General features: G+C 52.3%; 20 protein-coding genes. 17 read left to right on the forward strand and 3 right to left on the reverse strand.

Going from position 1 to position 20,715, the window contains the following annotated elements:
- The first annotated feature begins 4 nt into the window (after positions 1–4).
- The 11 genes from WCY20_RS06450 (at position 5) to WCY20_RS06500 (ending at position 11,193) form a co-directional block, all read left to right on the forward strand.
- Positions 5–637, forward strand: coding sequence for a transglutaminase-like cysteine peptidase (locus WCY20_RS06450; protein WP_345977950.1), 633 nt, complete (start codon positions 5–7; stop codon positions 635–637).
- Positions 634–2,544: a LapD/MoxY N-terminal periplasmic domain-containing protein gene (locus WCY20_RS06455; protein ID WP_345977952.1), complete on the forward strand. Its 1,911-nt coding sequence runs from the start codon at positions 634–636 to the stop codon at positions 2,542–2,544. Before WCY20_RS06450 ends, WCY20_RS06455 begins: the two co-directional genes overlap by 4 nt.
- 79 nt (positions 2,545–2,623) lie before the next feature.
- On the forward strand, positions 2,624–3,352 hold the full coding sequence (locus tag WCY20_RS06460; RefSeq protein ID WP_345977953.1) for an outer membrane lipoprotein-sorting protein: 729 nt from the start codon (positions 2,624–2,626) through the stop codon (positions 3,350–3,352).
- A complete protein-coding gene (locus WCY20_RS06465) occupies positions 3,352–4,569 on the forward strand; it encodes an FtsX-like permease family protein (RefSeq protein WP_345977955.1) in 1,218 nt (405 codons plus the stop codon). Before WCY20_RS06460 ends, WCY20_RS06465 begins: the two co-directional genes overlap by 1 nt.
- Entirely contained in the window at positions 4,562–5,773 is a 1,212-nt protein-coding gene (locus WCY20_RS06470; protein WP_345977957.1) for an FtsX-like permease family protein, read from the forward strand. Before WCY20_RS06465 ends, WCY20_RS06470 begins: the two co-directional genes overlap by 8 nt.
- A complete protein-coding gene (locus tag WCY20_RS06475) occupies positions 5,770–6,441 on the forward strand; it encodes an ABC transporter ATP-binding protein (protein ID WP_345977958.1) in 672 nt (223 codons plus the stop codon). The genes WCY20_RS06470 and WCY20_RS06475 overlap by 4 nt, the downstream gene beginning before the upstream one ends.
- Complete coding sequence (locus tag WCY20_RS06480; protein WP_345977960.1) at positions 6,431–7,606, forward strand: hypothetical protein; 1,176 nt, start codon at positions 6,431–6,433, stop codon at positions 7,604–7,606. Before WCY20_RS06475 ends, WCY20_RS06480 begins: the two co-directional genes overlap by 11 nt.
- 104 nt (positions 7,607–7,710) lie before the next feature.
- Complete coding sequence (locus WCY20_RS06485) at positions 7,711–9,378, forward strand: GGDEF domain-containing protein (RefSeq protein ID WP_345977962.1); 1,668 nt, start codon at positions 7,711–7,713, stop codon at positions 9,376–9,378.
- Between the two features lie 39 nt (positions 9,379–9,417).
- Positions 9,418–9,804 (forward strand): CidA/LrgA family protein, encoded by a 387-nt coding sequence (locus WCY20_RS06490; RefSeq protein ID WP_345977964.1) that lies wholly within the window; start codon positions 9,418–9,420, stop codon positions 9,802–9,804.
- Positions 9,801–10,499, forward strand: a complete 699-nt coding sequence (locus tag WCY20_RS06495) for an LrgB family protein (protein ID WP_345977966.1) — start codon at positions 9,801–9,803, stop codon at positions 10,497–10,499. Before WCY20_RS06490 ends, WCY20_RS06495 begins: the two co-directional genes overlap by 4 nt.
- Positions 10,500–10,593: 94 nt before the next feature.
- Positions 10,594–11,193 (forward strand): hypothetical protein, encoded by a 600-nt coding sequence (locus WCY20_RS06500; RefSeq protein ID WP_345977967.1) that lies wholly within the window; start codon positions 10,594–10,596, stop codon positions 11,191–11,193.
- Between the two features lie 219 nt (positions 11,194–11,412).
- Here the strand turns inward: WCY20_RS06500 and WCY20_RS06505 are convergent, their stop codons facing one another.
- Both WCY20_RS06505 and WCY20_RS06510 read right to left on the reverse strand, forming a co-directional pair.
- The gene (locus WCY20_RS06505; RefSeq protein ID WP_345977968.1) at positions 11,413–11,907 is read right to left on the reverse strand and encodes a hypothetical protein; all 495 of its coding nucleotides are present in this window, start codon (positions 11,905–11,907) and stop codon (positions 11,413–11,415) included.
- Positions 11,908–11,954: 47 nt separating this feature from the next.
- The gene (locus WCY20_RS06510; RefSeq protein WP_345977970.1) at positions 11,955–13,070 is read right to left on the reverse strand and encodes a PLP-dependent aminotransferase family protein; all 1,116 of its coding nucleotides are present in this window, start codon (positions 13,068–13,070) and stop codon (positions 11,955–11,957) included.
- A 97-nt stretch (positions 13,071–13,167) separates the two neighbouring features.
- On the opposite strand from WCY20_RS06510, the gene WCY20_RS06515 reads away from it, so the two are divergent.
- Both WCY20_RS06515 and WCY20_RS06520 read left to right on the forward strand, forming a co-directional pair.
- Positions 13,168–14,043, forward strand: coding sequence for an AraC family transcriptional regulator (locus WCY20_RS06515; protein ID WP_345977971.1), 876 nt, complete (start codon positions 13,168–13,170; stop codon positions 14,041–14,043).
- Between the two features lie 156 nt (positions 14,044–14,199).
- Complete coding sequence (locus WCY20_RS06520) at positions 14,200–14,808, forward strand: fumarylacetoacetate hydrolase family protein (protein WP_345977973.1); 609 nt, start codon at positions 14,200–14,202, stop codon at positions 14,806–14,808.
- A gap of 64 nt (positions 14,809–14,872) precedes the next feature.
- On the opposite strand, the gene WCY20_RS06525 is transcribed toward WCY20_RS06520, so the two are convergent.
- Positions 14,873–15,664 (reverse strand): alpha/beta fold hydrolase, encoded by a 792-nt coding sequence (locus WCY20_RS06525; RefSeq protein ID WP_345977974.1) that lies wholly within the window; start codon positions 15,662–15,664, stop codon positions 14,873–14,875.
- A 327-nt stretch (positions 15,665–15,991) separates the two neighbouring features.
- Between WCY20_RS06525 and WCY20_RS06530 the strand changes: the two genes are divergently transcribed.
- The 4 genes from WCY20_RS06530 to WCY20_RS06545 all read left to right on the forward strand — a co-directional run bounded on the left by WCY20_RS06530 (position 15,992) and on the right by WCY20_RS06545 (position 20,585).
- Positions 15,992–16,495: a hypothetical protein gene (locus WCY20_RS06530; RefSeq protein WP_345977976.1), complete on the forward strand. Its 504-nt coding sequence runs from the start codon at positions 15,992–15,994 to the stop codon at positions 16,493–16,495.
- 159 nt (positions 16,496–16,654) lie between these two features.
- Positions 16,655–17,776 carry a DNA repair exonuclease gene (locus WCY20_RS06535; RefSeq protein WP_345977978.1) on the forward strand — a complete coding sequence of 374 codons (1,122 nt, stop codon included), beginning with the start codon at positions 16,655–16,657 and terminating at the stop codon, positions 17,774–17,776.
- Positions 17,760–20,129 (forward strand): SMC family ATPase, encoded by a 2,370-nt coding sequence (locus tag WCY20_RS06540; protein ID WP_345977979.1) that lies wholly within the window; start codon positions 17,760–17,762, stop codon positions 20,127–20,129. Before WCY20_RS06535 ends, WCY20_RS06540 begins: the two co-directional genes overlap by 17 nt.
- 27 nt (positions 20,130–20,156) lie before the next feature.
- Positions 20,157–20,585, forward strand: a complete 429-nt coding sequence (locus WCY20_RS06545) for a fumarylacetoacetate hydrolase family protein (RefSeq protein WP_345977981.1) — start codon at positions 20,157–20,159, stop codon at positions 20,583–20,585.
- Positions 20,586–20,715 lie beyond the last annotated feature (130 nt).

Below are 20,715 nucleotides of genomic sequence, written 5' to 3' on the forward strand. Positions count from 1 at the left end.
CGGGGTGATCAGTAGAGTCGTTTTTGTACCGCTTTGTGTCACCCTTCTTTTGGCTGAACCTTATGTCAGTGAACTTTTGACCGACAGAATCGAAGCAAAATACGGCTCTTTTGCCAAAAACAGGTTTGCACTGCTAAACAAGATCATGGACGATGCCAGAGGCCAGGACGAACTCCGGCAGCTGGAGATCATCAACGACTTCTACAACGGTGTCCCCTATCTTTCCGATGAAAAAAACTACAAGAGCAAGGATTACTGGGCGACACCGCTGGAGTTTCTCGGACGCGACCGCGGCGATTGCGAAGACTATGTGATCGCCAAGTATTTTGCACTGAAGTTTCTGGGCATCGATACCAACAAGCTCTACTTCACCTATGTCCGATCGCGAAAGTTCAACGCGCCGCATATGGTCTTGACCTATTTCGCCACGCCGGATTCTATCCCTTTGGTCCTTGACAACTTCAACTACCGGATCTTCCCGGCAAACGAGCGTAAGGATCTTCTCCCTGTCTACAATTTTAACGGCGATAACCTCTACATCGCGCAACAGGCCGGTTACGGCGAAAAGGTCGACCGGAAACAAAGTTTCAAGCAGTGGGACGTGCTGCTGCATAATATTCAAAGGCAAAAACTATGACACTCTTTAAACAATTGGCACTTCTGTTATCACTTTTTTTACTGATCATCCTCACCACGGTGACGGTCCAGAACTTTACGTCGACGATCGAGAACGCCGAGCAGCAGCTCTACAGTGATGCGCAGAACACGGCCGCCTCGCTGAGTCTTTCGCTGGCTGCGGCCAACGGTGATGAGAGCACCATGGCCACGATGATCAATGCCAATTTCGACAGCGGCCACTACCGCTGGATCGTTTTGAAGAATAGGAATGAAGAGGTGATCCATGAGCGTGTAAGAGATGACTGTTCGCCCGATGTTCCGGAGTGGTTCGTCGATCTGGTCGGTATTGATGTCCCTGTGGCCGCGGCGCCGGTCTCTTCGGGCTGGATGGTCATCGGCACGCTGAGCGTGGAGGGTGATGACTCGCATACCTATTTGATGCTTTACAACTCGTTCAAACAGCTGCTCGGAAGTTTTGCATTTTTTACGCTTGCGAGCCTGACGGCACTCCATCTGCTGCTCTACACCATACTGGCACCGCTGCGACTGCTTCAGAAGCAGGCGGAGGCGATAGGCAGGAACGAATTCCGCTACCAGGAGCGGCTGCCGTTCACCAAAGAGTTTCGCGAGATCGTTGTCACGATGAACGCGATGGTCAAAAAAGCAGAGAACAGTTTCAAGACGGGAAGCCGCGCAGTTGAGCAGAACCGCAGGCTGCTCTACACCGAAAAACTGCCCCGACTTTATAACGAGCACTACCTGATGCTGACCTGCCAGGAGGAGCTGATGGGCAGCGGTGAGTACGACGGGGGTGTGGTCGTGATCGCAGAGTTCAGCGGTCTTGAGATCGCCGAGTCGCAGCTGGGCAGGGAGGGGGCTGAAGAGCTGCTGATCGAACTGGCGACCTTTTTGATAGAGAAGGCTTCGCTTGCGACGAAGGGGTTGGTGGCCCGTCTTTCCAAAACACGTTTTGCGCTTCTGTTGCCGGGCTCGAAAGAGGCCGACGCGGCCATTATCGTCCGCGCCGTTTATGAAGGCTTCCAGAAACAGCTCGAGGCGTGCAGGCTTGACGACTGCGATCTTCTGATAGGCTCCTATGCCTTCAATGCGGAAGAGAGCTATCAGACCTTTATGCGCAGGGCGATAGAGAATATCGCTGACGTAAAAGAAGGGCTTCCTCCACAGGATCACCATCTCGAGCCGGTGCAGTTTATGCAGTCACAGTGGGAAGCGCTCATCAATGCGGCACTGGAAAAAGAGCGTTTCAGCTATCATGTCCGTAATGTCCTCGACGCATCGACCGACACCATCTATGACAGGGCCATTACGATCGTTATGCATGACGAGGGCGGCAAAGAGTACCCCTACGGGCGGTTTATCGCGCCGGCCGTCAAGGCGCACAAAGTCCTGGAGATCTATCTGCAGGTGATCAAGCTGATGGTGCAGAACTTTACGGAGAGCGACAAGCAGGGGCGCTACACCTTTTCGCTGGCGAAGAGCCTGTTGCTCGAAGAACGCACCTTCGCCGCGCTTCAGGAGGAGTTTGAGAAGTTTGAAAACACCCACCAGCTTGACTTCTGTATCGAGCTGCCTGAGAGTTTCATCGCCGATGAACAGGCAATGGCCAAGCGGTACGTTGATCTTATCAAGGCGCACGGCTACCGCTTCGGCATCGGCGAGTTCAGTGCCGAATCCGAGAACCTTGCCTACCTTGAACAGTTCAGACCGGAGTTCATCAAGATCAGCAAACTCTATCTGCTTGATATGATCGCAAAAGAGTCGCCGCTTCTGGCCAGTCTGCAGACGGCGGCCGACTCCCTGGGGATCAGGATCATCGCGACCGGTGTCAGCGGTGAAGATGAACTTGCAATGATTAAAGCAGCAGGAATCACGATTGTTCAGGGATATATCACCGAAGTTATATAATAATTTAAGGGTATCTCTAAATACCCCGGCAATCTTCAGAGGGAAGAAAGAGAGATGCCCTTGATACAAAGGTGAAATCATGAAAAAAGCTCTTTTCGTACTGCTGCTTTCTGCTGTCGCACTGATGGGCGACGAAGCCCATGATATTATGAAGAAGATCGACAACAATATCCGCGGTCAGAACATCTATCTGCAGATGAAGATGACCATTACGTCGATGGGCCATACACGGACAATGAAGATCCAGACCTGGGCCAAAGGGACGAAGAAAAGTTTTGTCAAGACCATCTACCCGCCCAAAGACAAAGGCATTACCTTTTTAAGCCTGGACAACCAGATGTGGCAGTATGTGCCGAAGATCGAACGTATCATCAAGATACCGCCGTCGATGATGCTGCAAAACTGGATGGGATCGGACATCACCAATGACGACATGGTCAAGCAGAGCTCTATCGTCGACGATTACGATCCCAGGATCCTTGACAAAGAGGGGACGGTCGTGACGATGGAACTAACGCCCAAAGAGGACGCTGCCGTCGTCTGGGGAAAGATCATCTCCTACATCGATACCACGACCTACACCAGCCAAAAAGATATCTTTTATGACGAAGACGGTAAAGAGGTGCGCATCTTTTATTACGAAAACGTCAAGAAATACGGCCCCTACTATATGCCGACATACTGGAAACTCCAGCCGGTCGACAAGCCGAACAACCGTACCGAGATCTTCCTGGAAGAGGTCAAATACGACAGTGATATCTCAGAGCAGTACTTTCAAAAAAGTGCGCTTAAAAGGTTCTCCCGCTGATGTTCAGGCTCGCACTTAAAAACATCCTCTTTTACAAAGGGCGCTCTATCACCACCTTTGTGCTGACCTTTGTCTCCGCGCTCTTCTTTATCGTCTATGTGGCGATGATGGACGGTTCGCACAACTCGATGCTGCAAAATGCGCTTAAAGTCTATACCGGTGCCATCGAGATCTATAAAAAAGGGTACCGTGATATCGGCGGCAACGAGTATCTTATTACCGATGTCCGCTCGATCGAAAAGAAGCTGGAGAAAATAGCGGGGATCGCCGCGTACACCTCACGCTACGAGACCTACGGGCTCTTGTCCTCCGCCGAGCACTCAGCGGCGGCGATGGTCGCGGGGGTCGATCCTGACAAAGAGAGGGGCATCAGTGAGCTTGAAGTGGCGCTCGTCGAAGGGGCGTACCTTGCACAAGACGGCGGCAACTGTCTCTACGCCGGTGCGGACCTTGTCAAAAAGCTGCAGGTCAGCGTGGGTGACGAGATCAGTTTTGTCGGCGGTGCCAGCGACAACTCGTTTGCGGCCGACATCTTCAGGCTCTGCGGTATCTTTAAGACAGGCTCTTTCGAGTTTGACGCTTCGTCGTCGTTTATTGCCCGGAACTATTTTGACACGCTGATGTATGCTCAAAACAAGGCATCCTATATCACGATCAAACTCGATGACATCAACAGAGCCGATGCGGTCAATGCAGAGATCTCGAAAGCGTTGGACAGCGACTATGAGAGCGTGACGTGGAAGGTCCTGATGTCGTCGATGGTCGAGGCGATGGAGGTCGACAGCGTCTTCGGATATATCAGTATGTCGCTCTTTTTTGTGGTGATCTTCTTTGTGGTGATGATCTACAGTTTTATCAATGCCAGTGCACGGGTCAGAGAGTTCGGAACACTGCGCTGCATCGGTCTTTCAAGCGCCAACATGCAGGCGCTGCTGTTTTACGAGATCTTTATCCTCTCGACGGCGGCGATCCTGCTTGCCGGACCGATAGGCGGCTGCATCAACTACTACTTCAGTGTCAACCCCATCATCATCCCGGGGATCAGCGAGACCTATAAAGAGTACGGTATCGTTTCGGACGAGATCCCTTTCGATTTCAACCTCTTTACCATCAGCTGGAATATTGCGGTGATCTATGTGCTCAATTTCCTAAGCATTATCTACCCCGTCAGCTATATCAATGCGTTCAAACCCATAGAGGCGACACATCATGTATAGTGTTATCCTCAAACTGGCATGGAACAACGCGTTTTTACGACTCCGGCGTACGCTGCTGGTCATCATCATGATCGCGGTGAGCATGAGCATGATGCTCAGCATAGAGGGGATCTACGACGGCATGGTCATCAACATGGTGGACAAGACCATACGCAGTGACAGCGGTGATATCAGCATCTATAACCCGAAGTACCGCCTCAACAAACTCCTGCAAAACAGCATCAAAGGTGCCGACGAGATCAAAGCCGCACTTGAGACCCGTCAGGATGTCGAATCGGTCGTCACGCGTTTCAGTGTCGAGGGGCTCAGCTCAACGGCGCACAAATCGTCCTTTTCCAGCATCATCGGTATCGACCTGGACGATGAGGAACGTTTCGGCGCCTTCAGCGACTTTTTAAAAGAGGGCGAGATCAGTTTCGGCAAACGCGGGGCGCTTATCGGCAGCGAACTGGCAAAGACCCTGAAGATACGCATCGGCTCAAAAGTGGTCTTCACGACGCAGGACAGCAGCGGCGACATCAACGCTATCGCCGTGAGGATCAGAGGCATCGTGCAGACGACCAATATCGTGCTTGATGCAACGGCGCTCTATATCGACAACAAGCGGCTGCACACCTTTTTGGGCGTCGGTGAAGACGAAGCGACACAGATCGCGATACGGACAAAATCAGAGACGCTTCAGCAGGAGCTGCAGAAGAGATACAAGAGGCTCGACGTGCTGAGTCTGATGGATCTCAACCCGATGCTCAAGATGATGGAAGATATGATGGTCATCTTTAACTCCATCACCTTCGGTATCGTGATGATGGTGGTCTTCATCGGGATACTGGGTGTAATGTATGTCTCGATCCTCGACCGTATCCGGGAGTTCGGCATCATGCGCGGTATCGGCATGCCGTTCAGGCTGATCCGCCTGCAGATACTGCTCGAAGCCCTCTTCGTCGGGCTGCTGGGGTATCTGACCGGTGCGGTGCTGGGGGTGGCGGCACTGCTCTATCTCCAATACTTCGGCCTCGACATGAGCGCCTGGGCAGACGGGTTGGAGAGTTTCGGGTATGAATCGATCATCTACGCACACATGCAGATCAGCTATTTTACGAACACCTTCCTGGCGATCATCGCGGCATCGCTTCTGAGCGTCCTGTTGCCGCTCAGAAAGATCAAAACACTCAACCCTATCGAGGTCATAAAGGCAGAGACATGATAAAACTGGAGAATGTGCAGAAATATTTCTACCGGGGCGAACCCCGGGAGGTCCATGCGCTCAGAGACATAAACCTGACCATCGAAAAGGGTGAGTACACCCTCTTCAACGGCCCCTCCGGGTGCGGAAAAACGACGCTTCTCAACGCCATCGGTGCGCTCGACGATGTCGACAGCGGCACGATCTACCTCGACAACAGGGATATTACGCTCCTTGATGAGAAGGAGCGGACGACGCTGCGGCTCAACGAGATGGGCTTTGTCTTTCAGGCCTACAATCTTGTGCCGGTACTGACCGTAAGCGAGAACATCAGTTTCATCATGAAGCTGCGGGGGTTCAGTGAAAAAGAGATCAATGAAAGGGTGCTGGAAGTCGCCTCGATGCTGGAGATAGACAACAAGCTGGGCGCGCTACCCAATACCCTCAGCGGCGGCCAGCAGCAGCGCGTTGCCGTGGCCCGTGCGGTAGCGGCCAAACCCAAGATCATTCTGGCTGACGAGCCGACAGCAAACCTGGACTCCAAAAACTCAACGGCGTTGATGGAGATGATGCGGTCGCTAAACGAGAAAGAGGGGGTGACGATCATCTTTGCCTCGCATGATGAGTATGTCGTCGAAAGTGTAAGGCGTATTGTGAAGATGAATGATGGGGCTATCGTTGACAGTTAAAAGAGCGCTCGTCTTACTGGCCATAGCAGCAGTGCCGCTTTTAGCAGATCTTGACTATACCGTCACCAATACGAACTTTACGATCTCCCAGCCCTCCGTCTTCCCGGGTGCAGATACGAGCTATCTCTACAACTATGACAGGCTGCGGTTGCGCAGCGACTACACCAACGGCGGTTTTTTTGCGACCTTCATCGGCGACGGGGTGAACTATCTGGGTGATGATTATATCGCGAGTGACTCTTTTGACTATACCAAACAGCTGGAGTCCGACACCCCGTTTAAAACACAGACCTCTTTTCATGACTACAGCGGCGGGACGGTCTACGCCAAGCTGTATCGTCTCTACGGCGGGTACGAAGACGCGGAGAACCGGCTGACGGCAGGTTTGATAAACGTCACCATGGGGGTAGGGCGTATCTGGACGCCGACCAACCTTTTCAACCCGCGCAACACCTACGGCCTCGAACCGGATGAAGTCTTCGGCGTCGCCGCTCTCTCCTATACACGTCATCTCTCCGGCACGTCGGACCTGACGGTCGTGGCCAGTCAAAAGGCGGACGGCAGTTTCAAATACGCAGCCCGCCTGAAGGCTTTTTTGGAACTGGGTGATGTCGCAGCCAATGCGGTCCGTTCCGACGAGACATTGATGCTGGGGTATGAGATCGAAGCGAACCTCGCTGATACCGGTATCGAAGTGCGCAGCGAAGGCGCCTACATCAAAAACAACAGTGTCGCCAGCTATCATGCCGATAGCAACACGACAGAGGAGGAGAGTGTCGCGTTTTTCCAGGGTATAGTCGGGGCCGATTACGGTTTTGAAAACGGCATCACCGTTGTCGCCGAAGCGCTCTACAGCTCGGAGAAGTTTGCCTACAACGACATCCTGCCCAACATCGATTCGGAGATCTTCTCCAACCTTGTCTACTCCAGGTTTTACATGGCGGCAACCGTCAGTTACACCTTCAACCTCTTTTTGGACGGCTCGCTTCTCTACATTGAGAGTTTTAACGACCGGAACTCCCGCTTTGTCTCACCGGCATTGACCTACACCCTCAACGACTTCAACAGCTTTACGCTCGGGGGCATGCTCCAAAACGGCCCTGCAGGGAGCGAGTTCGGATCATTCGGCAACACCTATTTTTTCGAATGGCAGCTAAGCTTTTAGCGCTGCCCTTTAATCTAATTGGATAGTTTTAGTCCTTTTTAAAGACATCTCATCTATGATGAAAATAAGCTTGTTATAGATATCTATTTATAAAAAGAATTAATATGTCATTACACAGGTTCCATATCTTTTTTGTCCTTACAGCGCTTACCGGTATCCTTCTGCTATCTTTTTCTATTAATCACCTGCTTCAAAAAAACATTGACGCCAATGTTGAAAACGGCATCAAAAATGCCTCTATTGAGATCAGCGAACAGATGCATAACAATCTCGAAAGGATTCAACAGAAGTTTTCGCTGTATGAAAAAGCTACGCTGAGAAATGCGCAGGAACTTGCCGATTATGTGGCATTTTATCCGGATGACGAGAATCTCACAAACTTTGCCGGATTCATTAACACCAGTGACGTTGACGGCTATTATGAGGCCTATATCATCAATGAGGAGAAGGTGGTTGAAAAAAGCACCAACCCTTTTTTTATCGGTTTCGATTTTAAGACATTTCCGTATTATGTACAGGTGTTAGAGCAATTAAAAGCGGGGAAGAAAGGCTCACATATATCTGCGATAACCATCGAAAACAGCACTATGGAACTGCGCAAATACTATTTTAAAAGAGGTGCAGGCAACTACTGGGTCGCAATAGGGCATGTCATTCCGATTGAGAGCTATGCCAAAAAGAACCTTGCCAGCTTGTACAAGATCTACCCCGCGCTTAAGAAACTCGATGTGTTTATCGTCACACCCGAATATGTGCAGCAGGTCAACAAAGCGTTTTCGCAGGGGATAAACGCGGGTCAGATGATAGGGCGCGACGTTCAGGCGGCATCAATGATATTTGAGGATCTCGGGCTTCCGAATTGTTCGGACTACCCAGGCTGCCAGACCATTTTCTCTGCGTTCCAAAACGACAGTATCATCTATTTGCATGAAGATGCGCCGAATCTTCAAACGGTTTATGCCCTTGCCTATAACGCGATAAGAACGGGTTCGGAGGATTTTTTGTTGATCGCCAAGATGCGGTTTGATCCCAAACCGTTTCTGGATCAATACAGGCAGCTGAAAAGCCTGCTTTATTTTTTCATCGTATTCATCCTGACCTCGACGATATTGAGTTTCATGTTGATATACCGAGCAGTCATCAAAAAGATCATCGACATTACGCGGCAGATGCAAAAAGACGAACCTATTGTCGTCAGAGGACATCTTTTCAACGAGTTCAAATACTTTATTCAGCGCTACAACAGTGTTCTGCTTCGCTGGAAAGAGGAGCTGCATCGTCTCAATGAGATCTCAATGCAGGATGAGTTGACGAAGTGTTACAACCGGCGTTATTTCAATCGGAAGATGAACCAGCAGATCGAACTCTACCAGCGTTACGGGCATACCTTCTCGATGATGATGTTCGATATTGATGATTTCAAGAGGATCAACGATATCTACGGTCACAGCGTCGGCGATTACGTCTTAAGTGCGATAGCGAGCGACGTCAAGACACAGATACGTACCAGTGATATACTGTGCCGTATCGGCGGTGAAGAGTTTGCCGTGATCTTGCCGGAGATCGGTCTGGAAAGTGCTGCCATTGTTGCGGAGAAGGTCCGTGCGGCCATAGAGCAACAGAACTATATAGACCGTGAGAAGGTTACGGTCAGTGTCGGCGTGGGAAGTTTTACCGAAGGGGATGACTTCAACTCCTTTTACAGAGCGGTCGATTCGCTGCTTTATGACTCAAAAGAGAACGGGAAAAATCGCGTTCATCTACGCGCTTAGGATATAATCGCGCCAGAATTCCAGAAGAAGGTGCCGGTTATGAAAAAACAGCCTGAGTCGGGTTGGATGATGCTGCTGACGATCGTTAAAGAGCTTGCGATCATTTTAGCCATTTACGCTTTGGCAGAAGCGCTGTCACACCTCCTTGATACCAGATTTCCCGGCAGCGTCATCGGCATGCTGCTGCTTCTGGCGGCGCTTCATCTCAAATGGATCAAGGTCGACGACATCCGCTACGTCTCCTCTTTTCTGTTGGGCTATATGCCGCTCTTCTTTATCCCGGCCGGGGTCGGCGTGATGGCGAGCTACACCCTGATGGAGGGCTTTTATCTCCCCGTTATCGTGCTGACGCTCGTCTCCACGGTGATCGTCATGGCCGTGACGGGGCGTCTGGTACAACGCCTGGTACAGAGGGAGAAAGCATGATGCAGAGTCTTCTGAGCACGCCGCTTTTCGGTCTGCTGCTGACGCTTCTTGCCGGTGTGCTTGGCCTCTATATCAAGGCGAAGATGTCATGGCGACTCTTCAACCCGATGCTTTTCAGTATGGTGCTCATCATTTCGGTGCTGCTCCTTTTCAACATCCCCTATGCCGATTACCGTATCGGCGGCGACCTCATTATGAAGATGCTCGGCCCCATCACGGTGGTCCTCGCCGTACCGCTCTATCAGCACCACGACAAACTGCGCCGCCACGCCCTTGCCATTTTGCTTGGCGTGGCGATCGGCTCGCTCTCCGCGCTGGTCTCGGTCTGGCTCTTCGCCTGGATGGCGGGGCTCGACCTGACCCTGATGAAATCTTTGCTGCCGCGCTCCATTACGACGCCGATCGGCATCGCCGCCTCCGAGATGCTCGATGGGCTGGTCGGCCTGACGGTCCTCTCCATCGTCATCACCGGCACCTTCGGCGCCATTGTCGCCGACTGGCTTTTCAAGGTCTTCAAAATCACCGACCCCATCGCCAAAGGGGTCTCCCTCGGTACAAGCGCCCACGCCATCGGCACGGGAAAGGCTTTTGAGTACGGTCAGCTGGAGGGGGCGATGAGTGGCCTCTCCATCGCCATCGCCGGGGTGAGCACGATACTGTGGCTGCTTCTGTTTCAGTTGTTAGGCGTCATCTAGTCTCAAAAATGCAACCTGAATATATTGCAGCGGTTTCAAAAATGTAACCTCAATACATTACACTGGATGTATTGCACGTATTTTAGGAGCAGAGATGACGGTTGCGTATGTAGGCCCAAGCGTACTGATTTCGTCGCGCGGTGTCACGTTTGATGCCAAGAAAGAAGACAAGTTCCTCTATCTGTTCAGTGCGGCTGAACTGCTTGATGCCATCGACCACACCTATATCGGAGGCGAGGTCTACAGCTACGCCTCAGCGGAGGGAAAATGGACAGTCGCCGTACTGCTGGAGAAGCTGAAACGCCACAATGACGATATTGAGACCGTCATCAACACGGCTGAAGCGAGTGCAGATGCCTACATCGACGGCATGGTCAAACGGGTCCGGGCGTCAACGACAGTGACCGAAGCAGAACGCAGCGTCTATATCGACAATATTGAGCTGATGCGCACCTATATGATACAGCGTCATATTAACAAGCGTGTCTACTATGCTGTCGTTGCACAAGTGGTAGCGTGTTTGCGACAGAACAGGATCGCTTATATCTCTGCAACGATGAATGCAGGTTGTTTCCATGTTTTGAACACCATACAGCGCTGCCTGCATCAACAGAAGAGGCCTGTCAATTCGCTGCTCTCTTTTGAGCGGGAGGGCGATGCGCTTATGGTCAAACTCTCTATCGCCGATTTTTAAAAGAGAAGAAGATGCATCCTATCGCTTAACTCCAAACTGATTGATACTTCAAACGTTGTCACTACCGGCCGAAAGATTGCTGATCGAAAAAGAGCGGACAGTGCCGTAGAGCTGACGACTGCATCTTAGCTTTTACATACGCCATCGCCGGGGTGAGCACGATACCGCGGCGGCTGCTGTTGCGGTTTCTGGGGCCGCTCTGAGCGGAGAAGCGGCCTTTCAGGAGCGCTTCTCTTCTCTCTCCCACCGGCGTTTGAGGTTATGGATATAGACGATCAGGATGAAGAAGAGGGCGGAGGTAAAGCCCAGCGCCAGCATGAGGTTTGTCTCTTCAGGGACGGTGTCGAGAAGGATGAGCTTTCTGATGATGACCACGAATCCGATCTCCAGCAGGGTCAAAACATAGTCGAAACTGTTTCGGATAAGAAAGGTCTTGACGATCGCGATGACGATCAGCGTAAAAAGCCCGTCGGTCAGGATCATCTTGATGGAGGGAAAGTCGAGGGCGCCCTGTGCCAGCGTAAAGGAGACGATCTTGTGCGAGAGGCTCAGGATGCAGACGGCCAGGTAGAGTATCATCACGGCGATAAATGCGTATTTGAGCGTGGTGATCGCTTTTATAAGCAGAAGATCGGCTCGCGCTTCGACGGTGCTGTCGAAGTTCTTTACGATGATGGCGGAGCGTCCTAAGAGCGTTTTGAGGGCAGTGTTCATGTCGGTTTCCGTTGTTGAGGGTATGCCCCGGTTTTGGGGCAGAGGGTTTAGCAGCTGCCTTCGCGAAGGCAGTCGGCAATGATCGTAACGCCTCTTTGCATCCGGGCGAAGTCGGTGTGGGTGAAGTTGAAGCGTATTTCGTCGAGGGCGCCAGTCTCGGGGTAGAACTCGCTGCCGGGGACAAAGGCGACGTCACGCTCCATGCAGCGTCCGACCAGCGCCTTGGTGTCGATCCCCGGTATCTTTCCGTAGATAAACATGCCGCCCCGCGGTTCGTTGAATTCAAACTCGGGTAGAAGGGTGCGGAGGGTCTCTGCCATCACACACTTTTTGGCCTCGTAACTGCGGCGTATGGTTTCGATATGCCCTTCGAGGCCGTTGTTCTGCCAGTAGGCATCGATAATGCGTTGATCAAGCGTCGACGTATGAAGGTCGAGGGCCTCCTTGACTGCCATGATACGGCGAATGTTCGCTTCGCTCGCGCGGATCCATCCAACCCTCAATCCCGGTGCGAGAATCTTTGAAAATGAGCCGAGATGGAAACTATCGTGCGGCATATCGGCGCTGATGGCGGGCATACGGCGGTCGAAGAAGAGCTCGCTGTAGGCGGCATCTTCGATCAGAAGTGCCCCCTCCTGCTGCATGAGTTCGGCTATCGCACGGCGTTTTTCTGCACTGTAGCTTATGCCCGTCGGGTTCTGGAAGTCGGGGATGAGATAGGCCGCCTTGGAATAAGCGATGCTGCGGGCAAAGTGCTCCATACCGATGCCGTCCTCTTCGAGGGCAATGCCGTCGACGGCCACACCGGCAAGCCTGAAGGCGCTGAGGGCACCGAGATAGGCAGGCAGTTCGACCGTCACGCCGTTTTTAAGCAGCCCCATGGCGATCAGGTTGATCGCCTGCTGGGAACCGGTGGTGATAAGGATCTCTTCGGCATGCGTTTCGAAGCCGATGTCGCTGTAACGGCGGGCGATCTTGTCTCTGAGGGGCCCGTACCCCTGGGAACGGGAATACTGAAGGGACGAGGGATCCGCAATGGCCGTATCGGCGGCCCGGCGGAACGCTTCGACCGGAAAGAGCTCGGCGTCGGGAAGGCCTCCAGCGAATGAGATGGAATCCTTGGTGATGACATCCAGGATCTCCCGGATGAATTGGCGTTTCATGTTTTCTCCTTTGATGCGCGCATGATACGCCGATTTCGCCTCTTTTTCTTCAATATTTCTTGCATAAAAGTTTGCAGATCTTGCTAAAATACTGTTTATGAAAACAGAGACCCGCCAGCACCATGCCCAGATCGTCAATGATGCGCTCTACTACATCTACAAACATATCGATTCGCCCATCACCCTGGAACTGCTGGCGGAGCAGAACGACACGAGCATCTACCATTTCCACCGCATCTTCCGGGAGCAGACGGGACGCAACTTCTACGACACCCTCCAGTCGATCCGCCTGCAGAAAGCGGCCAACCTTCTTCTCGCCAACCGTGACGCGAAGGTCTCTCAGATCGCGCAGCAGTGCGGCTACAGCACGCACTCTGCCTTTATCCGTGCATTCTCCCAGCGCTACGGTGTCACGCCGACACGGTGGCGGAAGGGGTATTACCGGGAGTTTTCCAAAAAGAACATCCGCCTATCCGACAACACGCCGCGGATCACCTCGGACTTTTCAGGCCTTAAGCCGACGGTCCTCAAGATGCCGGCGATGCGTGTTGCCTACATGCGCCACCGCGGCTACAACCGTTCCATCGGTGAAGTGTGGCAGCGTCTCTACGCCTTTGCGATCGAACACGGCATTGAGGATGCGGTGCAGATCGGTATCCATCACGACAACCCCTCCATCACACCGCTGAACGAGTGTGCCTATGTCGCCGCGATAAAGATCGATGGCGATTTCGAAGTCTCGGGCTCCGTCTCGAGCTTTACCATCCCCTCGTCGCTCTGCGCGCGTTTCAGTGTTCAGGGGCGCTACGGCGAGGTGCCGAACCTGATCCGCCATATCTACCACACCTGGCTTCCCGGCAGCGGCTACGAGGCGAAGACGCTGCCGCCCTACGTCATCTACCACAAGAACCACTTCCTCAGCAGCGACGAACGCTTCGACCTCGACTTTTACCTCCCCGTCACCGTCGTCTAGTCCGGACGATGGCCCGCTCACCGACCGTAAGAAGTGGCTTGTAAGGTGTTCAACTCTATAATGGATGATAAGTAAAGCGCCCCGTTGACGGCAGCCCTGCGTTTCACGGCGATGTCGGCGGGCCTTATAATGACTGATTTTATGAAAAGGAAGCAGATGCATACGGTCCGCTGCGGTAATGAAGAGATGACACCCTCCAAGGTGGTCTGCATCGGCAGGAACTACGTCGAGCATATCGAGGAGCTGGGCAACGAAGTCCCATCCTCCATGGTGGTCTTCAACAAGCCCAACTCGGCTGTCAGCGCGACGCTGCACTATATCAGCGCGGATTGCCGTTTCGAAGGGGAGATCTGTTTTCTCATAAAAGCAGGGCAGTTCTACGGGGTCGGCTTCGGCCTCGACCTGACCAAAGCCGATATACAGAACCACCTTAAGTCCAAAGGGCTGCCGTGGGAGAGGGCGAAGGGGTTTGACAAATCGGCGGTGCTCAGCGACTTCGTCGTGCTCGATGCACCCCTAAAGACCCTTCGGATGACCCTGCATATCAACGGCACACTGACCCAGTTCGCCGACTACGGCCTCATGATCTACAAGCCCGAGACCATGCTTGAAGAGATAAAGAGCTTCATGCGTCTCGAAGACGGCGATGTCATCATGAGCGGCACGCCGAAAGGGGTCGCTGCCTACAACAGAGGCGACTGCTTTGTCGGGCGGGTCTATTCGGGCGGGAGGCTGCTTGTCGAAAAAGAGTGGAGAGTAGAGTAGAGTCGGTCACCGTCTCTCAATTTTTCCTGCGTCATATAACAGGCGCTATCGGCAGCGGCTGAACTTAGTAGACCGCCGCGACGAACCGCTTGAGTTCATTGATGAAAGCGGCGGGGTTCTCCATGCAGCTAAGGTGGCCGGCGTGTTCTATGACACAGAGGCGGGAGCTCTCTATCTTTTCATGCATCAGCTCCGCTGCCGAAGGGGGCGTGATGGCGTCCTTTTCACCTACGAGAATAAGTACCGGCACCGAGATCTCCGGCAGTCTGCTGCATGTCTCCCCGCGTTCGCGAAGCGCGTGCAGGGTTTTGACGACCGTCCGTTCCGGGGTGCTGAGTATCATCTCTTTTACGGCGGCGATCTCTTCTCTCTTTGTCCGTAACGATTCCGGTGCAAAAAGCTTCTCTATGCTCCCATCGGCATAGGCTTCTATGCCGTTCTCCCGGAGGCTCTCGATCGCCTTTAGCCGGTTCTCTTTACTCTCGGGCGTATCGGCCATGCAGTGGGTATCGCTCAAGACGAGTGCATTAAAACGGTCCGGATAGTTCACAATGGCGTTCAGGGCGATGTAGCCGCCCATGGAGAAACCGCAGAGCATGGCCCTGCGGATCTTCAAAGCATCCATAAGCGCCAGCAGATCTTGTACGAAAAGCTCAATGGAGAAGGGCTCGTCGCCGGCATCGGATTCGCCGTGCCCCCGGACATCGTATGCGACCACACGGCACTCTTCTCTGAGCGCCTCCATCTGTTCGTTCCACATGGACTTGTTGAAAGGGAAGCCGTGTATCATGATAATGGCCGGCGCGTTAACCTCGCCTATATCACGGTAACCCACCGTATGATTGTTTATTGTCATCGTTATCTTCTCTCCTTGATCAGGCGCCGCACAGAGAAGGGCTGCCTTTGTTGGTATCAGCGCTGTTGTCTGCTGAAAAGGTATTTGAAAAAGAGATTGAACGTTTTTCCGCGCACTACCTTTAATTATAGTCCGATCAATATTTATTGTCAGTTAATACCGGTTTCTATATGGTCGGTTTTACTTGCGCTTCAGTGCACAAGCGCTCTTTTTCGCGTGTTATATAATATATTCCATAGCCGCTATGCAGCCATCGTGTTCTGTCGGGTTGTTTATTGTTAAGTTTAGATGCTGTAAACTCCCTGAAATGAAAATCAAAGGTGACAGATGACAGAGACAGCGGCATTGATTCAAAGCAAACTGAAGGCGTATCGCATCATACATCTGGCGATGGTCATGGGAAGTGTGGTCTACGGGGTGGTGGTCGTCTATATCCATCAGTACGCCCCCATCCCGCCCACGATCACGGATGTCCAGACGGTGACGATGATCGAATTCGCCCTGATCTTCTACATCGTGGGTCTGCTGGCCGCCGCAGCGGTGACGCGCAAAAAAATGCTCAACTCCGATGCGATATTCAAACGGCGCGAAACAGCAAAAGAGCCTTTAGACCAGCCGCCGTTCATCGCCAACTACCTCTCCTCCCTTTTTGTCGTATGGGCTCTCATCGAGGCGATCACGATCGGCGGGATCGTGCTTTTTCTGACAAGCGGGAAAGTGATGATCCCTCTGATCATGATTTCGATCGCCGTCCTCTCCAAACTCGCCAACGGACCCCGCCGTGAGGAGCTGAGGCAGCTTGCCGCAGCAGACAATTCCGCTGCGCAATGACCCGAACCCTCTCTGCTTTCCCCGTGTTATATAATATCTTCCATAGTGCAGGCGGGTGTCGCTGTAGCACCTGCAACGCAATGGCACGGTTCGGGAAGAAAACAGGCCGATTTTTAGTATTTTAAAGTAGAATCAACCATTACAAAAGAAGACAGCCATTTGAAAATAATCCATTTTTCCGACACCCACCTCGGCTTCAGCGACCTGGATGTCGTGAATGAAGCCGGTATCAACCAACGTGAAGCGGACTTTTACAAGGCCTTCAGTGATGTCATTGATGCCATTGTAGAGACCCGACCCGACTATGTGATGCATACGGGTGACCTGTTTCACAGAGCCAGCCCTTCAAACAGAGCGATCACCTTTGCCCTGACGCAGCTCAAACGCCTTGAAGAGGCCAAAATTCCTTTTATCATCATTGCCGGAAACCACTCTACACCGCGCACCTCCACCTCTTCACCGATCCTGCAGGCGCTGCGAACGCTTGACAACATCCATCCCGTTTTTGAACAGCACTACGAGAAGGTGGAATTCGACGATGTCATCTTTCATGCACTGCCGCATGTCAATGACGAGCGGATAATCCCGGACGAGCTGGAACAGGTCGAGGCCAGCATCGATGCGGGCAGGAAGAACATCCTGATGATGCACTGTTCGGTCGGCGCGCACTACCTTATGCATGAGTTCGGCGAGTGGGTCTTTCCCAAAGAGAAAGAGTATCTTTTCGAAAAGATGGATTATGTCGCACTGGGGCACTGGCACGGTTTCGGCGCCGTCGGCAAACATAAAAATGTCTTTTACAGCGGTTCGACAGAGCGGACAAGCAGCAGTGACAAGCGGGAAGAGAAGGGGTATGTACTGCTCGATTTCGAGAACGGACCCTCTGTTGAACTCAACACCATCAACCTGCGCAGGACGCGCAGTTTTACGATCGACACCGAACATTACGAAGAGGCGGTAGCAGGCCTGGACCTGAGCGGGATAGAAGATGCCCTGGTCGAGGTGGTGCTGACAAACCTTACCACTGCCACCTCTATAGACATTACCAACAAAGAGATCGCTGCGATCTTTGGCACGGCGCTTCATGTCAAGGTGAAACGGGAGTTTAAAGCGGCGGAGGGCAGTGCAAGCCCTGATGATATCGAGTCCGTCTCTCTGGAGTCCTGTTTTGTCTCGCACATTGTCGAGAGTGTCGAGAGCAGAGAGGAGCAGGAGAGATTGGCGGGCAAGGCCAAAGCACTTTTTGCACGTTACGAGGAGAGTGATGATGACGCTCTCTAGCATTACGCTTGAAAACTATAAAAAATATCAGCGTTTCACGCTTGAGTTCGAGGAGGGTCTGACGGGTATCATCGGGCGCAACGGAAGCGGCAAGTCCACCATCTTCGATGCGATCATCTTTGCGCTCTACGGCGAAGTCAGAGGGCAGAAAGAGAACCTCAAGTGCGCCAAAGCGGATGAGAAAGAGAACGTCAGTGTCGCGCTGGAGTTTGAGATAGACGCTAGGCGTTATAAAGTCGTCAGAGAGCTCAGAGGCAAGTCGCAGGTTGCCAAGGCCTACCTCTACGATGATGACGATGCCCTGTTGAGCGAGGGTGTCAAAGAGGTCACGAAGCGTGTCTCGCAGATCGTCGGTATGAGCAGGGATGCGTTTATGCATACCGTCTTTGCCTCGCAGAAAGAGCTGACGGCGCTGAGCGGTCTTAAAAACGAGGATCGCAAGAAGATCATCCGTAAGCTCCTGGGCCTGGAGAAGATCGACAAGATAGAGATAGAGATCCGTTCCATGCTGACCGATCTCAACAGAGACATAAAGAGTTTCAGTGAGATACTGCTTACCGAATCTGCCAAAAAAGAGATACTGGATCAGCAAGAAGGTTTGACCAGGAGTCTGGAAGAGCAGAGCAGAGAGGTTGCCTTAATTGCCAAACAGTATGAAGCAAAACAAAAAGAGTTGGCGTTACTGACTAAAGAGCTGGAACAACTGCAAAAGCAGAAAGATGAATACAGAGGTCTGCAGAGTGAGCTGACGCTGTTGACACAAAACAAAACGCATCAGACGCAGAACCTGAGTGTCGCAACGGCAAAACTTCAAAGACTGAACTCTCTCTCGGCGCAGTATGAGAAAGAGAAACCGCTCATCGCGGAGTATAAAGCGTTGGAAGAGAAGATCAAGACGTTCCAGGCGCAAAAAGAGAAGATCCTTGTCAGAGAGGGACTTGAAAAAGAGCAGGTCGTTCTAAGAGAGCAGTACAAGCAGTTTCAAAGTGAGATCAAAGAGTTAGAAGCAAAACTGCAGACAAAGCCCGAGCTTCTGCTAAAAGAGCAGGGGTTGAAAGTTCAACACGGAGCGTTGCAGGAAGAGCTTGAACAGATTCAACTGCAAGAGCAGACACTGCGCTCAGAGATCTCGAAACTTCAAGGTGCTGTTGCCGAGATAGAGAAAAAAGTCGCCAACATACAGCGTATGGGTAGAGGTTCCGTCTGTCCTACCTGTACCCGTCCGCTTTTAGATGAGTACGACAATGTCATCAACGCGCTGCGATCTGAGATAAACGGCAGTTACGCCATACAGATAAACAGGCATAAGGACGAACTGAAAACAGTGCTCGCAACGAAGCAGAAGCTCTCGGACGAGAAGTCAGTCATAGAGAAGTCAGCCAATGAGACAGCAACCGCACTCAAGATACTTCTTTCAGATGAACAGAGCCTTTTGAAGAAGAACGAAGCCTTCAAGGGTGTCACGGAGAAAGGCAAGGCAAACAACGAAGCCTTGGAGGCGCTCAAAGCAGCTTTCTACGACGAGAAGGCACACAAAGAGGCGGAACTGTCTCAACAAGGTCTTGAAGCCAAGTATAGAGAGCTTATAGGTACGGAGAGTGTCATTAAAGAGATTCCGACACTTCAAGATGAGGTGAGGAAGACAGAAGCGCTTATAAAAGAGAACGATGTGCAGATAAAAGAGAAAGAGGCTGTTATTAAAAGCCATGTGTATGATGAAAAACTGCATATGACGAAAGCCAAACGCTCGGAAGAGGAGCAGCTCATCCGAGAGGCGATAAACAAAAGCCTCAGAGAGGGTGAGAAGATCGTCGAGAATATCAAGGGCGACATCAAGACACTGCAAAGCAGGATCGACACTGACACTAGGCAGCGAACACAGCTGCAGGCCAAACTGGACGACAAGAACGACTACGAGAAACTGAAGCTTTTTATGGGTGAGTTCAAAAACAAGATCAATGCCAAGATCTCACCGCGCATCAGCCAGCTCGCCAGTGAGATGTACGCGACCATAACCAAAGGCAGGTACCAGCACATCGAGGTGAGCAACGAGTTCGACTTCTTCATCTATGATGAGGGTGAACGCTATCCTATCGAACGTTTCAGCGGCGGCGAAGTTGACCTCGCCAACCTTGTCCTTCGCATTGCCATCTCCAAGACGCTCAGTGAGCTTAGCGGCAGCGGCGGCGTGGGTTTTCTTGCCTTCGATGAGGTCTTCGGCTCGCAGGACGAAGAGCGCCGCCTCGAGATCATGGAAGCCTTCCACACCATCAAAGAACAGTACCGGCAGATCTTCCTGATCTCGCACGAGAGCGAGATCAAGGAGATGTTCGAGCGGGTTGTGGAGCTGTAGCGAAATGACGGTACAAAAAGGAGAGAGATGAAAACAGTAAAATGCGGAGATGCCGTGATGACCCCTTCGAAGGTGGTCTGCATAGGCCGCAACTATGTCGAGCACATCGAGGAGCTGGGCAACGAGGTCCCCTCGTCGATGGTGGTCTTTAACAAGCCCAACTCGGCCGTCAGCGATACGCTGCACTACATCAGCGCAGATTGCCGTTTCGAGGGGGAGATCTGCTTTCTCGTCAAGGCGGGGCGGCTCTATGGGGTGGGGTTCGGCCTCGACCTCACCAAGGCAAACATACAGAACCATCTCAAGGCGAAGGGGCTGCCGTGGGAGCGGGCCAAAGGGTTCGACCGCTCGGCGGTGCTCAGCGACTTTGTCCTCCTCGATGCGCCCCTCGAAAGCCTCCGCATGACCCTCCACATCAACGGCACTCTGGTTTGTCGGGCGGGTCTACGCCGGTGACAGGCTGCTTGTCGAAAAAGAGTGGACGGCGCAGTAAAAATAGAAGCACACTTTGCATACTATTGCCTGAATCTTCCAAATAGTCATACAAAGTGTTCGGATATTGTCGATTCCGTTCTAAAATGAACAT

The organism is Sulfurimonas sp. HSL3-7 (assembly GCF_039645985.1).
Lineage (GTDB): Bacteria > Campylobacterota > Campylobacteria > Campylobacterales > Sulfurimonadaceae > Sulfonitrofixus > Sulfonitrofixus jiaomeiensis.

What these genes read in the sequence shown, in the direction of transcription:
- WCY20_RS06515 (WP_345977971.1), top strand. Translation starts at nt 13,168, where the DNA reads ATGAAAACAGAGACCCGCCAGCACCATGCCCAGATCGTCAATGATGCG.
- WCY20_RS06500 (WP_345977967.1), top strand. Translation starts at nt 10,594, where the DNA reads ATGACGGTTGCGTATGTAGGCCCAAGCGTACTGATTTCGTCGCGCGGT.
- WCY20_RS06475 (WP_345977958.1), top strand. Translation starts at nt 5,770, where the DNA reads ATGATAAAACTGGAGAATGTGCAGAAATATTTCTACCGGGGCGAACCC.
- WCY20_RS06490 (WP_345977964.1), top strand. Translation starts at nt 9,418, where the DNA reads ATGAAAAAACAGCCTGAGTCGGGTTGGATGATGCTGCTGACGATCGTT.
- WCY20_RS06545 (WP_345977981.1), top strand. Translation starts at nt 20,157, where the DNA reads ATGAAAACAGTAAAATGCGGAGATGCCGTGATGACCCCTTCGAAGGTG.
- WCY20_RS06525 (WP_345977974.1), bottom strand. Translation starts at nt 15,664, where the DNA reads ATGACAATAAACAATCATACGGTGGGTTACCGTGATATAGGCGAGGTT.
- WCY20_RS06470 (WP_345977957.1), top strand. Translation starts at nt 4,562, where the DNA reads ATGTATAGTGTTATCCTCAAACTGGCATGGAACAACGCGTTTTTACGA.
- WCY20_RS06495 (WP_345977966.1), top strand. Translation starts at nt 9,801, where the DNA reads ATGATGCAGAGTCTTCTGAGCACGCCGCTTTTCGGTCTGCTGCTGACG.
- WCY20_RS06520 (WP_345977973.1), top strand. Translation starts at nt 14,200, where the DNA reads ATGCATACGGTCCGCTGCGGTAATGAAGAGATGACACCCTCCAAGGTG.
- WCY20_RS06510 (WP_345977970.1), bottom strand. Translation starts at nt 13,070, where the DNA reads ATGAAACGCCAATTCATCCGGGAGATCCTGGATGTCATCACCAAGGAT.
- WCY20_RS06540 (WP_345977979.1), top strand. Translation starts at nt 17,760, where the DNA reads ATGATGACGCTCTCTAGCATTACGCTTGAAAACTATAAAAAATATCAG.
- WCY20_RS06465 (WP_345977955.1), top strand. Translation starts at nt 3,352, where the DNA reads ATGTTCAGGCTCGCACTTAAAAACATCCTCTTTTACAAAGGGCGCTCT.
- WCY20_RS06460 (WP_345977953.1), top strand. Translation starts at nt 2,624, where the DNA reads ATGAAAAAAGCTCTTTTCGTACTGCTGCTTTCTGCTGTCGCACTGATG.
- WCY20_RS06485 (WP_345977962.1), top strand. Translation starts at nt 7,711, where the DNA reads ATGTCATTACACAGGTTCCATATCTTTTTTGTCCTTACAGCGCTTACC.
- WCY20_RS06530 (WP_345977976.1), top strand. Translation starts at nt 15,992, where the DNA reads ATGACAGAGACAGCGGCATTGATTCAAAGCAAACTGAAGGCGTATCGC.
- WCY20_RS06505 (WP_345977968.1), bottom strand. Translation starts at nt 11,907, where the DNA reads ATGAACACTGCCCTCAAAACGCTCTTAGGACGCTCCGCCATCATCGTA.
- WCY20_RS06455 (WP_345977952.1), top strand. Translation starts at nt 634, where the DNA reads ATGACACTCTTTAAACAATTGGCACTTCTGTTATCACTTTTTTTACTG.